This is a genomic window from Sphingobacterium sp. UBA6317 (assembly GCF_002440385.1).
Classification (GTDB): domain Bacteria; phylum Bacteroidota; class Bacteroidia; order Sphingobacteriales; family Sphingobacteriaceae; genus Sphingobacterium; species Sphingobacterium multivorum.
On sequence record NZ_DJTD01000030.1, the window covers coordinates 42,617 to 59,833 of the forward strand.

The window sequence follows — 17,217 nt, forward strand, 5'->3', positions numbered from 1 at the left end:
GGCGTTTAAGCTGTGTCGAAAACGTATGGGGAATTGGCACTGCATAAAAAAAGAGCTCATAGGAGCTCTTTTTTTATATTGGGATAAGCGACTAGGCTAGTTTTCCTAATGCTTCTTTGATTCTTTTTAAAGCTTCGATCAAACTTTCATCTGAAGCTGCATAGGACAAACGGATGTAGTTGTCGTTACCGAATGAATCTCCACCTACAGTGGCTACGTGACCAACATTCAATAAGTACAATGCCAAATCAGATGAGTTTTTAATGACATTACCATCTTGGTCTTTTTTACCAAAGAACGAAGAGATTTCAGGGAAGAAATAGAATGCACCCTCTGGTAGATTTGTTCTTACACCTGGGATTTCACTCAATAGATCGTATACCAATTGGCGACGACGAGCGAAAGCTTCTTTCATTTTGTTGACAGATTCTAATCCTTGTTCATAAGCGACGATACCCGCACGTTGAGAAATTGAACAGGTACCTGAGGTTGTCTGTCCTTGTAATTTATCATTTGCGGCGGCAATGGTTTTGTTAGCAGCGATATAACCTAAACGCCATCCCGTCATTGCAAATGCTTTTGAAAAACCATTGATGATAATCACTCTATCTTTGATGCTTTCAAATTGTGCGATGGATTCGTGTTTGTCTACAAAGTTGATATGTTCGTAGATCTCATCGGATAGGATAAATACCTGCGGATGTTTTTCGAAAACTTCAGCTAATGCAGCCAATTCATCTTTGCTGTAAACTGTTCCAGTAGGGTTGTTTGGCGAAGAGAACATGAACAATTTGGTTTTTGGTGTAATTGCCGCTTCCAATTGTGCTGGTGTAATCTTAAAGTTATTGTCGATCTCTGTATTGATAAATACTGATTTTCCTTCTGCTAAAACGACCATTTCGGAGTATGATACCCAATAAGGTGTTGGGATAATTACCTCATCACCGGGGTTGATCAAAGTCAAAATTACATTAGACAGGGATTGTTTTGCACCTGTAGAAACAACAATTTGAGAGATATCATAATCTAAATTGTTTTCTGTCTTCAACTTGTTTACAATTGCCTGGCGCAATTCAGGGTATCCCGGTACCGGCGAATAACGCGTCCAGTTTTCATCTAGGGCTTTCTTCGCTGCATCCTTTACATGCTCAGGGGTGTTGAAATCAGGTTCACCTACGCTAAGGCTAATTACATTAACGCCTTTTGCTGCTAATTCGCGGCCCAACTTGGTCATTTTAAGTGTAGCCGATTCGGACAAATTATTTATCCTGTCTGATAAGTATGATGATGTGCTCATGGTAAGACAAAGATATTACATACGTTGCAAATAATCTTCTTTATTTTTGAGAATTTACAAAGAAAAGTAGCTCTTTTATTGGGCTTTTTTAACAAAAGGGCTATTGAAGCGATTTAGCACAGTTATTTAATTGATCCCCGACGTTGGATGTTCAAAACTAATCGTTCTGATTTGTCGTTATATCTTTACCTTTGCGCTCACAAAAATGTTGGCTAGTCCTCATTTCATCATTTGCTCATAAACGGTTTCATATAGAAGATAAGCATCATGTCAAGACAAAGAAGATTGGTTTTATTATCGCTTTTTACGGGAATAGGTCTGATGATTGTGAAGTTTTTTGCCTACTTCTTAACGGACTCCAGTGCAATCTTTACAGATGCGGCAGAGAGTATTGTTAATGTGATTGCTTCGGGTTTTGCATTTTATAGTATTTATCTTTCGGCACAGCCTAAGGATGAGAATCATCCTTACGGGCATGGTAAAGTGGAGTTCTTTTCGGTGTTTTTGGAAGGTGGACTTATTTTCATCGCTGGAGCCATTATCTTAGCCAAGGCTTGTTACAATCTTTTCTTTCCTGCAGCGTTAACACACCTCGAACAAGGGATTTATCTGATTGGTATTACATCTGTGCTAAATTTTGCTGTCGGATTCTATATCATGAAGCGCGGGCGTGCATTGGGCTCCATTACCTTGGTGGCAGATGGAAAACATCTGCAGGTCGATGCCTATAGTACGGTCGGATTGATACTGGGGTTATTGTTGATGAAACTGACAGGTTTCCTGTGGATCGATGTAGTCATCTCCATTGTATTGGGGCTTTTTATTCTCTTCAATGGTTATAAGCTACTTCGCCAATCGATCGGTGGATTGATGGATGAATCGGATACAGCACTTGTGCAGGATGTTGTTGAAATCTTGGAGCGCAATCGGAAAGATGAATGGATTGATGTCCATAATCTTCGTGTACAGCGCTATGGGAACGAACTCCATGTAGATTGCCATCTTACACTTCCCCGTTACCTTGACCTTACCCAGGTGCACGATGAAATTTCTGCTGTGGATAAGATTGTCAATAAGGAGATGTCGGTACGAACCGAATTTTTTGTTCATGCGGATCCTTGTCTTCCACAGTGCTGCCAGTATTGTCAGGTCGACAATTGCCCAATTCGTACGGAGCAATTTCGGGTAAGAATTTCTTGGGATACGGAAAATGTTACGCGGAATCAAAAACATTTTTTATATGCTATTGCCGAATAGGGAATACTGTTTCTTTCTCCTAATTAACAGGCATACGGTATCGTCTGATTTCTTCATGTATAGTAAACTAAAAAAAAGCCAGGTTATATAAATATATATAAAAAAAGGTATCTTTGCCTTTTAGCAAAAGAGTTTAAAAATCCTATATGAAGCACATTCGTAATTTCTGTATTATTGCGCATATTGACCATGGCAAAAGTACTTTGGCAGACCGCCTTTTAGAGTATACCAATACCATCAGTCAGCGTGAGGCACAGGCACAATTACTTGATAATATGGATTTGGAACGTGAACGTGGTATTACGATCAAGAGTCACGCCATCCAAATGAATTATAAAAGAGATGGTCAGGAATATATCTTGAACCTAATCGATACCCCGGGACACGTGGATTTTTCTTATGAGGTGTCGCGTTCAATTGCTGCCTGCGAGGGCGCTTTATTGATCGTTGATGCATCTCAAGGTATTCAGGCCCAAACGATTTCAAATTTATATCTGGCGTTGGAACATGATTTGGAAATTATCCCGATCCTCAACAAAATGGATCTTCCAGGTGCTATGCCAGAAGAAGTCAAAGATCAGATTGTGGATTTGATCGGTGGTGACCGTGATGCGATTATTCCTGCATCCGGTAAAACAGGTCTTGGGGTTCCGGATATTTTGGAAGCTATTGTAGACCGTATTCCACATCCTGTGGGTGATCCTGACGGACCTTTGCAAGCCTTGATTTTTGACTCTGTTTTCAACTCATTCCGTGGTATCATGGCTTATTTTAAAGTTGAAAATGGTGAAATCCGTAAAGGCGACCGCGTGAAATTTGTTGCCACTGGGAAAGAATATTTTGCCGATGAAATTGGGACGCTGAAGTTGAATCAAGTACCCAAAGAAGTCATTAAGACCGGTGATGTTGGTTATATTATCTCTGGAATTAAGGAGGCACGTGAAGTGAAAGTGGGGGATACCATTACGCATAAAGATCGTCCTTGTTCTGAGGCTATCCAAGGGTTTGAAGAGGTGAAACCGATGGTCTTTGCGGGTATTTATCCTGTAGATACGGAAGATTACGAGGAGTTGCGTGAATCTATGCACCGTTTGCAGCTGAACGATGCTTCTTTGGTGTTTGAACCAGAGTCGTCAGCAGCCCTGGGTTTCGGCTTCCGTTGTGGGTTCTTGGGTATGCTTCACATGGAGATTATTCAGGAGCGCCTCGAGCGCGAGTTTGATATGACGGTTATCACGACAGTTCCCAACGTATCTTATAAGGCCTATATGACCAAAGATAAAGAGGAAGTGATCGTACATAATCCTTCAGATCTACCAGATCCAAGTAAATTGGATTCAATCGAAGAGCCCTATATCAAAGCTAATATTATTACGAAATCGGATTTCGTAGGACCAATTATGTCTCTTTGTATCCAGAAACGTGGTACGATCATGAATCAGCATTATTTGACTTCAGATCGTGTTGAATTGGTTTTTGAAATGCCAATGGGAGAAATTGTATTTGACTTTTATGATAAGTTGAAAACAATCTCTAAAGGTTATGCTTCATTTGATTACCACCAGATTGGTTATCGCAAGTCAGACTTGGTCAAATTGGATATCCGATTGAACGATGAACCTGTAGATGCCCTGTCGTCGTTAATTCACAGAAGTAACGCCTATGATTTTGGTAAAAAGATCTGTGAAAAACTAAAAGAACTGTTACCACGTCAACAATTTGAAATTCGTATTCAAGCGTCAATCGGCGCAAAGATCATCGCACGTGAGACGATCTCCGCTTTACGTAAAGATGTTACAGCAAAATGTTATGGTGGTGACATCTCCCGGAAGCGTAAGCTTTTGGAGAAACAAAAGAAAGGTAAGAAACGCATGCGTCAGGTTGGGAACGTAGAGATTCCGCAATCTGCATTTATGGCGGTATTGAAATTAGATTAATCAAAATAACACTATAATAAAGGAGCTCTTGGGCTCCTTTTAAATACAATAAAATCTCCTAAACATGAATCTATTAGATGGTAAACTAGTTTCCGAAAAAATTAAAGAGCAAATTGCGTTAGATGCGGCTGAATTTACGACACAGACTGGCCGCAAACCTCATCTGGTTGCTATCCTTGTGGGGAATGATGGTGGTAGTGAAACCTATGTGGCCAGCAAAATGCGCAATTGTCAACTGGTCGGTTTTGAATCAACAAACATTCGTTATGATGAAAACATTACCGAGGATGAATTGATCGCTAAGGTCAAAGAAATCAATCAGGATGAGTCTATTGACGGTTTGATTGTTCAGCTGCCTTTACCAAAACATATTGATCCGGATAAAGTTACCGAAGCAATTGATTACCGCAAAGATGTGGATGGTTTCCACCCAATCAACCTCGGGCGCATGCAACGTAATCTTCCTTGTTTTATTCCAGCAACACCATATGGTATTATGCTGATGTTGGAATATTATAAGATCGATACTGCAGGCAAGCACGCCGTTGTGGTTGGAAGAAGCAATATCGTAGGATCGCCAATGAGTATCTTACTGGCACGTAATTCCAATCCAGGTAATTGTACAGTGACATTAACACATAGTCGTACAAAAGATCTTAAAACGGAGGTTCTGAGAGGCGACATCGTTGTTGCAGCAATTGGTAAGAAAAATTTTGTTACGGCCGACATGGTTAAAGACGGTGCAGTAGTGATCGATGTGGGTATCAATAGAGAAACTTCTACAGCAACGAAATCTGGTTTTAAGTTATATGGGGATGTTGATTTTGAAAATGTTGCTCCTAAGGCCTCGTGGATTACACCTGTACCAGGGGGCGTAGGTTTGATGACGATTGTTGGTTTATTGAAAAATACGCTCGAAGCTGCGAAAGGAACGATCTATCCAAAGCAATAATTTTGTCTATTTGGCATAGAAGTTGTAAATTGATGTATGCGCGCTCTGATGAGCCGTTGAAAACTACACTCATAAATCAATTTATAATGAAAAAAATTGCACTTTTAGCAGTCGTAGCAGGAGCATTGGTGATGTCTTCTTGCAACAATTCGGAGAAAAAAGACACTACAGCGACAGATTCGGCACAAACCGTCGGTGAGCATGTAGATGCGGCGATCGCAGATTTGAAAAATGCGGAAGAAAATGCGCGTTTGAAAGCAGAACAAGCAAAAAAGGATCTGGATGAAGCTATCGCAAAAGGTGATAAAGCAGCTGAAGAAAAAGCTCGCGCTGCTTCTGAAGAAGCTAATACTGCCTGGGAAAAAACAAAGGCTGCGCTACGTAATGCCGGTGAGGATGTAAAAGAGGGATTGAAAGATGCAAAAGATGCGACAGTGGATGCAACGAACACGGCTGTTGATAAAACAAAGGATGCTGCAAAAGATGTCGCTGACGGTACGAAGAAAGTTGCAAATGATGTTGCGACTGGAACGAAAGAGGCCGCTAAAGATGTAAAAGATGCTTCCAAAAAAGTAGGTGACGATATTAGCCGGAAAGCAAAAAATGTAGGTGAAGCGTTAAAGAATTAGTCGACGTATTTCATTTTAAAGATAGGGAAGGTGGGCACTTTTTTGAGTGCCCACCTTTTTTATATCATATCGTTATCATATTGACTTCAATACGCTTATTGGTAATAATCCCATAACAATTTGGAGAGCTTACGGGTAAGTGCCTCTGCTTCATTTGTTTTACCCCAGCTTTTGTCCGTGTTGTTCTTGGTGAAAATACTGAAAACGTAATCTCCTTTCGGCGCATTGACCAAAATGACCTCATTGCGTACGTCATCTAAAGAGCCTGTTTTTGAAGCTGTTTTGATAGTGGAAGGGATTTGCGATAGCCCTCTCTCGTCATAGAACATGTTGCCCATAAAACGATACATCTGATCGGAAGATTTTGAGGACACAACTTTGCCTTGTCGGATTAGTGTGACCAAGTCGGCCATTTCTTTTGGTGTAGTCTGGCCCCAACCATATTTTTCCCAATCCGGTTTCCGCCCCTCCGTCTGCGAGTTGACACGTGTATGGGGCAGTTGAAGGCTACTCATTAATTGATTGATTGCGATACCTCCTCCTGCTAGCTTTTGATTCCAAATGCTGGTTACATTATCACTATACGATAGCATAAGTGCGACCAAAGTTTTCAGGTCAACCTGTGTACTATCCTTAAAGAACTGCATCAGTCCTGAGCCACCATAGCGTTGACTCGAACGGTAGAGTAGTTGCTGATCAAGTTGTAGTTCTCCTTTTTCAATTTTATCAAAGATACCGACTAAAATGGGGATTTTGACAATGCTTGCTGTAGGGAAAATGCTGTCGCCCTGAATGTTGACTTCTTTATTTTTTTTAAGATGGTGTACATAAATGCCAACATCGCCTTGAAAACCCTGAATGAGCTGTTTTATCTGTGATTCGAGTTTTTTATCGGTAGCGGCTTTTTGTCCAAAGGACATTAATGATAAGAATAGTAACGTAAATGATAGGAATATTTTGTGCATTGTGAAGTTATAATGTATGTTAAATGTGGTGGATAATAGTTATTTTTATTTTTTATAGGGCTTAAGTTATGAAATATCCATGATTCGTACGCATAAACATCGCTGAAAAATAAACTGGATATTCTAGTATGGACATTGAAAGACTGGTTTTTGACTATGAAGTTATTTATGATTTTGATCGGTTGTAAGCCGAAAAATAGACGGACAGAACAGCATGACATTTTCTTTGGCATTGGGAATGAGCTCAAGGATTTTGTTGATCCCATTAAAGATTTTTGGCCTGAGGCTGATGGTAAAATCCATATTGATGCCTACCGTATTGTCCATAAGATCGGGGAATATGAAATTAAGGTTACTGAAAGGGGGAATGGACAGGATGTTGATTCGGAGGTGAAATTGTTTTTTGTTAATTTAGGGGGATACAAACCGAATGAATTTGATGAGTTCCATTACAAAGAGCTTATTGTTGCATCGAGTTTGGCCAAGGCTACTGAAAAGGCAAAACGGACTGTTTTTTGGAAGCACCACAGTTCGGCACACATCGATGATAAGTATGGTTTGGATGTTGATGATATTTATGAGATCGAAGATTTGCTATTACCTCGTGATAAAGAGCAGTATAGTATTCAAATTACTCCAAAGACCGGTTTGGAAGAAGATACCATTGCGAATGGCTATTTTAAACTGAGCGCGTTATAGAGGGAATGCGCTATTCGATTTCTTAAACATAAAAAAGGCTTCTCTATAAAGAAGCCTTTTTTATGTTTAACCAACTTATTGTTGGTTCTGATGTTGTTTTCTAATGACACTATGTTTTTTGCCGTATACAAAATAAATCAATAAGCCTATACCAAGCCAGACGGCCAAACGCTCCCAGCTTTCTATTGGCAATGAAGCCATCATTAAAATACAGACCAAGATTCCCATGATCGGAACGAAAGGAACCAGTGGTGTTTTAAATGGGCGCTCCAAATTGGGGTCTGTTTTACGTAGTACTAAAATACCTACACATACGAGGGTGAAGGCAAATAGGGTACCGATACTGACCATATGGCCAAGGTCTGAAACTGGAACGAAACCTGCGAATATACTGACGAATACCATGAAAATAGCGTTTGTTTTCCAAGGAGTCTGTCTTTTGGATAAGTCTGAGAATATCTTTGGAAGCAAACCATCCTTACTCATCGAATAAAATACGCGGCTCTGACCAAGTAACATCACGAGAATAACTGAAGTGTATCCTGCAATAATCGTAATAATCAACGCTGTATTTAAGAAATGGTAGCCTGTTCTGGCAAAAGCTGTCGCAACTGGCTTAGCGTCCCCCTTAAACATCGTGTAATGTTCGATTCCGGTCATTACGTAGGAGAATAAAACATACAAAAGTGTACAGATTATTAATGAACCGATGATACCAATAGGCATACCTTTTTTTGGATTTTTTGCTTCTTGGGCAGCTGTACTCACCGCGTCAAAACCGATGAATGCAAAAAATACAACGCCTGCAGCACGCAATACACCGCTGATGCCAAAGTGGCCAAAGTCATCACTCTTTAGAAATGACCAGAAGCTTTGTTGCCCACTTTTTACAAGCTCTTCACCTGCATTTACAGGAATAAATGGATCGTGGTTTGCAGGATTGATAAAGCTCCAACCCAAGGCGATAAAAATCAATACGACGCCGACTTTTAGAATTACCAATATATTGTTTACACGGGATGATTCCTGTGTGCCACGCATCAGCAATAGCGAGAGTAAACAAACAATAATGATCGCAGGTAAGTTAACCACGCCACCTTCCCAAGGGCCTTTGAGTAGGGTATCGGGGAGTTGGATGTGGAATATCATCAGGAGCTGGTTGAAATATTGGGACCAGCTGACGGCTACTGTAGCTCCTGCTAGTGCATATTCGAGGACGAGATCCCAGCCGATAATCCAGGCGACAAATTCACCCATTGTGGCATAGGAATACGTGTAAGCACTTCCTGCAACAGGAATCATAGAGGCAAATTCGGCATAACAAAGACCTGCGAACCCACAGCCTACTGCTGCGATAATGAAAGATAGGATAACAGCTGGCCCTGCATTTTCAGCAGCGGCAATTCCTGTTAGGGAGAAAAGTCCTGCCCCAATGATGGCCCCAACACCGAGGGCGATAAGGCCCGAGCTGGACAGTGTCCTCTTTAGCGTGTGTTCACCATTTTCATTTGCTTCAGCAATGAGTTGAGGAATCGATTTTTTAAATAGCATAGGATTAATTCTTTACGATTATTTAGCTTTTTAATTGTTTAATTAATGTCAAATATAAATGATCTCAATGAAAAAAGGGAAGATTGCTCCTCCCTTTTGTAATAAAATCTGAATCAAATGCTTGTTTGGGTACTAATATGCTGCTGTAAAGCGTTTATTGAGGAATTGTTTGTTCTCAATTTCGTCTGCTATTGCTACAGCAAGATCCTCTACTGATAACCTAGATCGACCTTCCTGATCAAATACAGGAGCATCAAGGCCTGTACGGTATTTTCCTGTACGGGTTCCACCAGCATGGGAATTCATTTCTATAGCAGGACTAAACATGGTCCAGGTAAGTTGATCTTCTTTTTGGATGGTTTTCAGGTAATCTGCTGCAGCTAAAGCCCCAGGTTTAATTTCTTTTGGAAAATCCGGTGAATCGACCAGTCTATTTCCATCAATCAATAAACTTCCTGCACCACCAATAACAATGAAACGATTGATACCGGCATCCTTAACAGCCTGTTGGATTGCCAATGCACCTTTTGTAAAATCTTCATAAAGATTAGGGTTGGTCCATCCGGCATTGAAAGCCGAAACAACAACATCAACACCTTTTAGAGCAGAAACCAATTGATTATTATCATTGATATCTACTTGGAGTTTGGTTACTTTTTCAGTCGATGGAATATTTTCGGTGTGGCGGGCGATTGCAACGACGTCATAGTTGCGGTCTACCAATTCTTTTACGAGATGAGATCCTACGTATCCTGTGGATCCAATTACTGCTACTTTCATGTTTCCTTTAATTAAATGTTTTGCTAAAATCAGCTAGGGTTATCTTTCCCAAACGCTGTACAATATCAGTGTCGACTTCCTGATACAGATACTGGAGTTTGGAGTTGATATTTTTGCCAACAACACAGGCCGGATTGGGATTGTTAAATTTCCCGCCGAAATCGCTTTGCTTGGTGCTGATATAAATATCAGCCAAGGTAATCGTTGGATTCTCGGGATTTATGCGAATACCGCCGCCCTTACCTTCTTTACTCGTGAGTAAAGATGCTGTTTTAAGAGATGCAATTTCTTTGCGAACCACACTTGCATTGACCTGAATGCTTGACGCAATATATTCAGAAGAAAGCCATTGATTTGCCTCCTCTAACTGTGCCAGAACCATAATGTGTAATGCTGTTGCGAACCTCAAGTTGTGTAACATCCTCTGCTGATTTTTCTAAATTATAACACAAAGTAACAGAAAAGGTTTTAAACTGAAATAAAAATTATTACAGTTTAAAACCTTCTGACAATCACGTGATAAAAGTGTTTGTTTTTTATTTTTTCTCGTTAAATTTTTTATAACTATCCATAATATAGACCTTCAAAGTTTCTTGGCTGCTGTTTTGGATAAATTTATAAGATGGTCTAAATCGTTCCTTAAACAGGGCTAGATCCGAACCATTGAGCGGAGTCAATTCTTTGATCAGGTTTTCTGTGAACTTTCTGTCAACTGCTCTTTTTTCGAGTTCATCGACCAGAAGTTTATAGTTTGAACGGGCTTGTTTTCCCTCTTTGCTAAATATGCGGCTTGGAGAAATCCGTACTCCACCGCGATTTTGACTTGCGTCAGAATACTTTCCTAAAGTCTTCTCGCGCTGGATTTCAGCAGCAAGTCTGCTGTCTGTCATCCGTTCGACGACAACTTCACTCAGTTCGATAACATTATTCATTCTGTTCAAATAGATTCTGCGTAAGCTTGTATCATAAATGAAGACCGTATCCTGTTCGTATCCGACGGCCTTGATCAACAAGAGGTCGTTTATATTGGCGTCAATAGCAAAGGAGCCATCTCTATTGGTCTGTACTTCAACCTTGGTTCTTAAATTTTGGATCTGTGCAGCCTCGATTTTCTCACCGCTGACAAGTTCCATAATAATCCCCTTGGTTTTTTCCTGTGCAACAAGATGTCCACTCATTAGCGTAATAAGTAAGCAGCTTAGAATCGTTTGTAAGATTTTCATGCGAATAAATATAGTATGTATTTTCAATCTATGAATGAACAGGATATTTGCTGTTTTGTTTACGCCATACATTCATGATTGTTCTCTAGCCAAAAATAACGAATAGATTTTGAAAATTTGCTAATTTGCTTTCCACGAATTATTGTCTGGATTCTTGTCTGGCATAACCATGTCTGGATCTAACTGTACGGATTGCAATGATTCTGTGGTCGGTATTTTAAATTGCCATACATCGTTTCTTTCCCAGATTTCCACCGGTAGTTTTTTTCGGATCTTCTTGCCCGATACGGTTGTCGCTTCAATAATAACTGGCATCGGTAATTTTTCGAGATTTTCCACAGTGACAAGTGCGCCAAATTTTGGCTCGTTGTTGACATAGGATACTGATTTTATACCTTGGTCCATTTGCCAGTTGTTGACAAACCACCCGCGCCAGAACCAGTTTAGGTTTTCTCCAGCACCGTTTTCAATGGCTTTGAAGAAATCCTCTGGAGTAGGGTGTTTGTAAGCCCATTCTTGGATATATTTTTTAAAAGCGTAATCGAAGCGCTCGGGACCGATGATTTCGTTTCGCAATAATTTCAGTCCATAAGCTGGCTTATAGTAGACCAAAGCACCAATATTACGTTCTTTCATGTTTTGCGGAGTACTCATGATCGGTTCAAGATTACGGGCAGTAAAGATGTAGGATCTGCTCGCCTGATTACGGTAATATTCACCATTATTGAATTCCTTTGTAGCGAGTTCGTTAATAAATGTATTGAACCCTTCATCCATCCAGCCATGTTCACGTTCGTTGGATGCGACAATCATTGGGAACCAATTGTGACCAAACTCGTGGTTAGTAACCCCCCAAAGTGAACCTGCTTTGGCCCGATTGCCACAGAACGACAAGGCTGGGTATTCCATTCCACCAACATTGGAAGCTACATTCACAGCTACAGGGTAAGGATATTCAAACCAGCTTTTTGAATAGATTTCAATTGCGGCTTTTGTATATTCTGTCGAGCGTTCCCAGGCATTGTTACTGTTACTTTCAATTGGATAGGCTGACAAAGCAAGGGATTTTTTTCCGCTGGGCAGATTGATCTTCGCACCATCTACTATAAATGCCGTAGAGGAGGCCCAAGCAATGTCTTGCGCATTATTAAGTTGATATTTCCAGGTTAAGGTTTTCTTGTCAGGTCTGGAGTTTTTTGCGGTAACTTCTTCGGCGGAGCGGATGATTACGGTTTCATCGCTACGTTGTGCCTGTTGGTATCGTTTGAGTTGCTCAGCTGTAAATACTTCCTGTGGGTTTAACAATTCGCCACCCAAGACAACCATGTGGTTTGCTGGAGTAGTGATCTCAACCTGGTAATTTCCGAATTCACGATAGAACTCTCCTGGTCCTGTATAAGGAAGCGTATTCCAACCTCTAATGTCGTCATAGACACACAGTCTTGGGAACCATTGTGCAATGGCATAGATTTTTCCGTTTTTTGTATCAAGTATACCGGTACGATCAGCTCCATATTTAGGAACGGTGTATTGGTATTTAATCTTAAAAGTTATTTTTCCGCCCTTGCTCTTTAATGCCGTCGGAAGTCGAAGCTGCATGCGGGTATCGTCAATAATATGTTCGATCGTATTTCCGTTTACGTCCGTAACCGATTGTATCTGATATCCACCATCAAAAGTGGAGTTGCCATCACCGTAACGGCTGTCGGTCAAGGGGGAGATCAATTGACCACGGCCATGTTGTGAAAACATATTTTGATCTAACTGCAACCACAGATAGTTCATATTGTCCGGACTATTGTTACTATAAGTAATCTCAACAGCTCCTGTAATTTGATCATTTTGATCATTCAGGGAAGCCTGAATTTTATAATCGGCTGCATTTTGCCAGTAGGCAGGGCCCGGTTTTCCGGCTGCGGAACGATATTCGTTACCATTATTTTTAAAAAACAAGGGTGCAAAGGCCTCAGTATAGCTATAATTGGATGTTTTCTCCTGTGCAAAGGCCGGATAAGCATAGCTCAACGCAACAAGGCTTAAAGAAGCCAGTGCAATTCTTTTCATCATACGTTTACTTAAATTATGTTTATTTGCTCCAATATACAATGAAAAGTACATTGAGCCAAAAAAAACGAAAACGACGTCTTAAAAGTTAAGGGAAAAAGGGGGACTTTAAAGGTGTATTTGGTACAATTGGAGGCTTTTTAAGACCTCCATTCCAGGGAGCTTTCTGGAACTATTTTAAATTTGTTACGTACTCTGTTTCATTAAAACCAAGTAATATGCCTTTATTGTATTCAATAACGGGACGTTTAATCATACTCGTGTTTTCCTGAAGCACCTTATTGGCGCTATTACTGTCTACGACTTGTTCTTGAGTTTCCGGAGATAGTTTTTTCCATGTAGTTCCCTTTTTATTCACTAAGGCCTGCCAGTCTACCTGTGTTTCCCATTCTTTTAATTTATCCTCACTGACACCTTCTTTTTTGAAGTCATGAAATTGAAAGGGGATATTGTTGTCTTCCAACCATGTAAGTGCTTTTTTTACTGTGTTACAATTTTTGATACCGTATACCTGTAGCATAATAGTGACAATTTGGTGAATCCAAATTTAATCAATCTCGACACAATATTTAAAATAATTCGTATTTCTGAATACATTCAAGATGCCTTATCTGTGATCCAATGATAATTGCGGATATCCTGTTGTTCATGGTATTGGGAAAAATAGGGACAAGTGGACTATTCTATTCAAAGGAATAATCAGAGGTTTATGATTTGTTAAGATTCTATATTCCCTATGGATTGATAGTGTATTTAGTACACTATAAAAATTAGGAAGTAATAATAATTTTTAATAATTTAGTAGCTTCAAGTATAATGAAAGATTAAAATAAATCAATAACAGAAATATGAGCCTAAAAGATTTTAAAGGTGTATTGACAGGAGATCAAGTACAAGAGTTGTTTGAGGTAGCGAAGAAACATAAGTTTGCTTTGCCTGCGGTAAACATTATCGGAACAAACTCTATCAATGCGGTTATGGAAACTGCGAAAGCAGTAAATTCTCCTGTAATTATTCAATTGTCAAATGGTGGAGCGCAATTCTACGCTGGTAAAACCTTGAACAACGATAATTTACAAGCTTGTGTATTGGGAGCGGTATCTGCAGCACAACATGTTCATTTATTAGCTGAGCATTATGGTGTAGCGGTTATTCTGCATACAGATCACGCAGCTAAGAAACTTTTACCTTGGATCGACGGTTTGTTGGACGCTGGCGAGAAATTCTTTGCGCAACACGGAAAACCATTGTTCTCTTCTCACATGTTGGATTTATCGGAAGAGCCAATTGAAGAAAATATTGAAATTTCAGCTAAATACTTAGCACGTATGAAACCACTTGGTATGACTGTAGAGATCGAGTTGGGTGTTACAGGTGGTGAAGAAGATGGTGTTGACAACTCGGATGTAGATAGTTCAAAACTGTATACTCAGCCGGAAGAGGTTGCCTATGCTTTTGAAGAACTGTCTAAAGTATCTGACAAATTTACAGTGGCAGCTGCATTTGGTAACGTTCATGGTGTTTACAAACCAGGTAATGTGAAGTTGCAACCAGTTATATTACACAATTCACAAGAATATATTCGTGAGAAATATAATCTTACTGCTGAAAAACCAGTAAACTTTGTATTCCACGGAGGTTCTGGTTCATCTCCTGAAGAAATTGCAGAAGCGATTTCATACGGTGCAATCAAAATGAACATTGATACCGATATGCAATGGGCGTTTTGGGATGGTGTGAGAGCCTATGAAGCGAAAAACCACGATTATTTGCAAGGTCAAATCGGTAATCCTGAAGGAGCTGATTCTCCGAATAAAAAATATTACGATCCACGCGTTTGGTTACGTAAAGGTGAAGAAACTTTTGTTGCTCGTCTGAAAGAAGCGTTCGCTGATTTGAATGCAGTAGATGTCAATAGCAAACTATAAGTATAAGCTAAAAAATAGATTATAAAAACGTCTTTAGTGCCCCCAAAAAGTTAAACACTTTATGGGGGCATTTTTTTATGTCAAAATAGGTTAAAAATATTGTTCTTAGTAGGAATTGGCTTATTTTTTGACGAACAACAATAAAAAGTCAAGTAAATATGAAATTTTTAGGAGTCAGTGTAATTCTTTTATTAATTGCCCAAATGGGGTTTGGGCAGGTGAAGCAAAATGTTGGCGATTTTTCTTCGGTTGTAGCGACAGACAAGATTCAGGTGGAGTTGATTAAGTCCGACGAGTCCTTGGTGACGTTTGAAGGACAGAATCACGAGAATGTTAAGGTGGTCAACACAAATGGATCCTTGGTTTTGAAAATGAATACGTTGAATATGCTGCAAGGAGGGAATATCTCTGTGAAGGTGTATTACAAGAGTTTGAACAATGTGGAAGCAAAAAAAGGGGCCAAGGTATTTGCGACCACAAATAATACAGTTGCTGCTGATCACTTAAAAGTATATGCTTCAGAAGGTGGTCTGGTCGATCTCTATACAGCGGTAAAAACAGCTGAAATAAAAGTGACCTCAGGTGCTACAATCGCTTTGTATGGAAAGGCAAACAAACAGGAGATCATTTCGAATTTTGGCGGTAAATATGAAGGAAAAGATTTTAAGACGAACACCACGGTGGTAACCGTCAATGGTGGTGGTAAAGCGGATGTTTATGTTACTGATTCCATCGAAACCAAAACACGTGGCGGTGGCGTCATTGATGTTTATGGAAAACCAGAACAACGTGTAGAAAAGAAAATGGCTGGTGGAACAGTCAATTTTAAATAAGAGAACTGTCTTGGATTTGTCAATTTTCTGATGCTTAGATTTTAGGTGATTGAAGCGAAAAGAGTGAAATTTAGGGGAGGAGATGGAATAAAAAGGGTTTAACTTAACCGGGGTAATGATCGTCGTTTAACCTTTTTATTAAAAAGGTCAGTTATTTTGTTTTTCTCATCAGAAACCTTCTTCATTTGTGCTTAAAATATCTATTTTTGTAAAGGAATAATAAAAATAGTATTATGGCAAAGCGTAATTATGTTTCAAATTCTACGGAATCTACGCGCATGTTCAAGAATGACTTTTTAGAGTCTTTGACGAAGGTGCATTGGAGTGTACCTTTGATTTTCTATGTACCCGTGGTTGTGTTCTTTTCGTATAAAGCGCTAGTTTGGGGAGAGGTTTCCTTCTTAACATACATGGGGTATTTTATTTTTGGTTTAGCTTTCTGGACTGCTTTTGAATATGCATTACATCGTTGGGTATTTCATTTTCACCCGACAACGGAATGGGGAAAGCGAATTGCTTTTATTTTCCATGGTGTGCATCATGATTACCCAAGAGACCGTATGCGTTTGGTGATGCCATTGTCAGCGAGTATTCCACTCGCTCTTTTGGTGTATCTTGGTTTTACATTGTTTTTCTCGAATGAGTTTATCCTGGCCTGCTTTTTCTCAGGTTTTATGGTGGGGTATTTGATCTATGACGAATGTCATTATGCGATGCACCATGCTAATTTTAAAAGCGGCATTTTCAAACGCATCAAGCAGCACCATATGTTGCATCATTATTCTGATCCCGAAAAAGGCTTTGGAGTAAGTTCTTCCTTATGGGATGAAATTTTACGCTCAGGTTTCGAAGAAAAGGAACCCAAAAAAGAATCTACTTCCTTAAAAGAAGAAAAAGCATAAATTGAATCACATCAACTAAAAAAGCCCTGGATAGTTTCCAAGGGCTTTTTTTATGGATTAATTTTTATTTATCAATGTGATCAAGTGGGCTTTGTAGGCCAACTTTAGATCAAGGGTTTCTTGTTGGGATTGGCCTGCAGGTATTCCAGTTTGAACTGAAACATTTGGGCCATTTTCTGGGTTCTTCGTCAATTTTGGTG

General features: G+C 39.7%; 16 protein-coding genes. 8 read left to right on the top strand and 8 right to left on the bottom strand.

The window, feature by feature from the left end; all coding sequences use genetic code 11:
* Positions 1-91: 91 nt before the first annotated feature.
* The gene (locus B3E92_RS09345) at positions 92-1,297 is read right to left on the bottom strand and encodes a pyridoxal phosphate-dependent aminotransferase (protein ID WP_236560274.1); all 1,206 of its coding nucleotides are present in this window, start codon (positions 1,295-1,297) and stop codon (positions 92-94) included.
* Positions 1,298-1,564: 267 nt separating this feature from the next.
* On the opposite strand from B3E92_RS09345, the gene B3E92_RS09350 reads away from it, so the two are divergent.
* The 4 genes from B3E92_RS09350 to B3E92_RS09365 all read left to right on the top strand — a co-directional run bounded on the left by B3E92_RS09350 (position 1,565) and on the right by B3E92_RS09365 (position 6,072).
* Positions 1,565-2,554 (top strand): cation diffusion facilitator family transporter, encoded by a 990-nt coding sequence (locus B3E92_RS09350; RefSeq protein ID WP_286769961.1) that lies wholly within the window; start codon positions 1,565-1,567, stop codon positions 2,552-2,554.
* A gap of 146 nt (positions 2,555-2,700) precedes the next feature.
* Positions 2,701-4,491: a translation elongation factor 4 gene (gene lepA, locus B3E92_RS09355; protein WP_046672392.1), complete on the top strand. Its 1,791-nt coding sequence runs from the start codon at positions 2,701-2,703 to the stop codon at positions 4,489-4,491.
* A gap of 64 nt (positions 4,492-4,555) precedes the next feature.
* Positions 4,556-5,443, top strand: coding sequence for a bifunctional 5,10-methylenetetrahydrofolate dehydrogenase/5,10-methenyltetrahydrofolate cyclohydrolase (locus B3E92_RS09360; RefSeq protein ID WP_046672391.1), 888 nt, complete (start codon positions 4,556-4,558; stop codon positions 5,441-5,443).
* Between the two features lie 86 nt (positions 5,444-5,529).
* Positions 5,530-6,072, top strand: coding sequence for a hypothetical protein (locus tag B3E92_RS09365; protein ID WP_070566155.1), 543 nt, complete (start codon positions 5,530-5,532; stop codon positions 6,070-6,072).
* Between the two features lie 95 nt (positions 6,073-6,167).
* Here B3E92_RS09365 and B3E92_RS09370 read toward each other — a convergent pair whose 3' ends face one another.
* Positions 6,168-7,037 (bottom strand): serine hydrolase, encoded by an 870-nt coding sequence (locus B3E92_RS09370; protein ID WP_286896412.1) that lies wholly within the window; start codon positions 7,035-7,037, stop codon positions 6,168-6,170.
* A 156-nt stretch (positions 7,038-7,193) separates the two neighbouring features.
* Between B3E92_RS09370 and B3E92_RS09375 the strand changes: the two genes are divergently transcribed.
* Positions 7,194-7,736, top strand: a complete 543-nt coding sequence (locus B3E92_RS09375) for a DUF1543 domain-containing protein (RefSeq protein WP_286896414.1) — start codon at positions 7,194-7,196, stop codon at positions 7,734-7,736.
* 75 nt (positions 7,737-7,811) lie between these two features.
* Here B3E92_RS09375 and B3E92_RS09380 read toward each other — a convergent pair whose 3' ends face one another.
* The 6 genes from B3E92_RS09380 to B3E92_RS09405 all read right to left on the bottom strand — a co-directional run bounded on the left by B3E92_RS09380 (position 7,812) and on the right by B3E92_RS09405 (position 13,874).
* Positions 7,812-9,287 (bottom strand): amino acid permease, encoded by a 1,476-nt coding sequence (locus B3E92_RS09380; protein ID WP_046672387.1) that lies wholly within the window; start codon positions 9,285-9,287, stop codon positions 7,812-7,814.
* Between the two features lie 132 nt (positions 9,288-9,419).
* Complete coding sequence (locus B3E92_RS09385; protein WP_070566149.1) at positions 9,420-10,067, bottom strand: NAD(P)-dependent oxidoreductase; 648 nt, start codon at positions 10,065-10,067, stop codon at positions 9,420-9,422.
* Between the two features lie 7 nt (positions 10,068-10,074).
* Positions 10,075-10,488: an RrF2 family transcriptional regulator gene (locus tag B3E92_RS09390; protein WP_286896415.1), complete on the bottom strand. Its 414-nt coding sequence runs from the start codon at positions 10,486-10,488 to the stop codon at positions 10,075-10,077.
* 115 nt (positions 10,489-10,603) lie between these two features.
* Entirely contained in the window at positions 10,604-11,245 is a 642-nt protein-coding gene (locus B3E92_RS09395) for a hypothetical protein (protein WP_286766967.1), read from the bottom strand.
* A 165-nt stretch (positions 11,246-11,410) separates the two neighbouring features.
* The gene (locus B3E92_RS09400) at positions 11,411-13,357 is read right to left on the bottom strand and encodes a M1 family metallopeptidase (protein ID WP_239468752.1); all 1,947 of its coding nucleotides are present in this window, start codon (positions 13,355-13,357) and stop codon (positions 11,411-11,413) included.
* 169 nt (positions 13,358-13,526) lie between these two features.
* Entirely contained in the window at positions 13,527-13,874 is a 348-nt protein-coding gene (locus B3E92_RS09405; protein WP_070566141.1) for an ArsC family reductase, read from the bottom strand.
* A gap of 328 nt (positions 13,875-14,202) precedes the next feature.
* Between B3E92_RS09405 and fbaA the strand changes: the two genes are divergently transcribed.
* The 3 genes from fbaA (at position 14,203) to B3E92_RS09420 (ending at position 17,017) form a co-directional block, all read left to right on the top strand.
* The gene (gene fbaA, locus B3E92_RS09410) at positions 14,203-15,282 is read left to right on the top strand and encodes a class II fructose-bisphosphate aldolase (RefSeq protein ID WP_046672381.1); all 1,080 of its coding nucleotides are present in this window, start codon (positions 14,203-14,205) and stop codon (positions 15,280-15,282) included.
* 158 nt (positions 15,283-15,440) lie between these two features.
* Positions 15,441-16,115 carry a head GIN domain-containing protein gene (locus B3E92_RS09415; protein WP_286753175.1) on the top strand — a complete coding sequence of 225 codons (675 nt, stop codon included), beginning with the start codon at positions 15,441-15,443 and terminating at the stop codon, positions 16,113-16,115.
* 233 nt (positions 16,116-16,348) lie between these two features.
* Positions 16,349-17,017: a sterol desaturase family protein gene (locus B3E92_RS09420; RefSeq protein WP_236585996.1), complete on the top strand. Its 669-nt coding sequence runs from the start codon at positions 16,349-16,351 to the stop codon at positions 17,015-17,017.
* The last annotated feature ends 200 nt before the right edge of the window (positions 17,018-17,217 follow it).

What these genes read in the sequence shown, in the direction of transcription:
- B3E92_RS09345 (WP_236560274.1), bottom strand. Translation starts at nt 1,297, where the DNA reads ATGAGCACATCATCATACTTATCAGACAGGATAAATAATTTGTCCGAA.
- B3E92_RS09350 (WP_286769961.1), top strand. Translation starts at nt 1,565, where the DNA reads ATGTCAAGACAAAGAAGATTGGTTTTATTATCGCTTTTTACGGGAATA.
- lepA (WP_046672392.1), top strand. Translation starts at nt 2,701, where the DNA reads ATGAAGCACATTCGTAATTTCTGTATTATTGCGCATATTGACCATGGC.
- B3E92_RS09360 (WP_046672391.1), top strand. Translation starts at nt 4,556, where the DNA reads ATGAATCTATTAGATGGTAAACTAGTTTCCGAAAAAATTAAAGAGCAA.
- B3E92_RS09365 (WP_070566155.1), top strand. Translation starts at nt 5,530, where the DNA reads ATGAAAAAAATTGCACTTTTAGCAGTCGTAGCAGGAGCATTGGTGATG.
- B3E92_RS09370 (WP_286896412.1), bottom strand. Translation starts at nt 7,037, where the DNA reads ATGCACAAAATATTCCTATCATTTACGTTACTATTCTTATCATTAATG.
- B3E92_RS09375 (WP_286896414.1), top strand. Translation starts at nt 7,194, where the DNA reads ATGAAGTTATTTATGATTTTGATCGGTTGTAAGCCGAAAAATAGACGG.
- B3E92_RS09380 (WP_046672387.1), bottom strand. Translation starts at nt 9,287, where the DNA reads ATGCTATTTAAAAAATCGATTCCTCAACTCATTGCTGAAGCAAATGAA.
- B3E92_RS09385 (WP_070566149.1), bottom strand. Translation starts at nt 10,067, where the DNA reads ATGAAAGTAGCAGTAATTGGATCCACAGGATACGTAGGATCTCATCTC.
- B3E92_RS09390 (WP_286896415.1), bottom strand. Translation starts at nt 10,488, where the DNA reads ATGTTACACAACTTGAGGTTCGCAACAGCATTACACATTATGGTTCTG.
- B3E92_RS09395 (WP_286766967.1), bottom strand. Translation starts at nt 11,245, where the DNA reads ATGAGTGGACATCTTGTTGCACAGGAAAAAACCAAGGGGATTATTATG.
- B3E92_RS09400 (WP_239468752.1), bottom strand. Translation starts at nt 13,357, where the DNA reads ATGATGAAAAGAATTGCACTGGCTTCTTTAAGCCTTGTTGCGTTGAGC.
- B3E92_RS09405 (WP_070566141.1), bottom strand. Translation starts at nt 13,874, where the DNA reads ATGCTACAGGTATACGGTATCAAAAATTGTAACACAGTAAAAAAAGCA.
- fbaA (WP_046672381.1), top strand. Translation starts at nt 14,203, where the DNA reads ATGAGCCTAAAAGATTTTAAAGGTGTATTGACAGGAGATCAAGTACAA.
- B3E92_RS09415 (WP_286753175.1), top strand. Translation starts at nt 15,441, where the DNA reads ATGAAATTTTTAGGAGTCAGTGTAATTCTTTTATTAATTGCCCAAATG.
- B3E92_RS09420 (WP_236585996.1), top strand. Translation starts at nt 16,349, where the DNA reads ATGGCAAAGCGTAATTATGTTTCAAATTCTACGGAATCTACGCGCATG.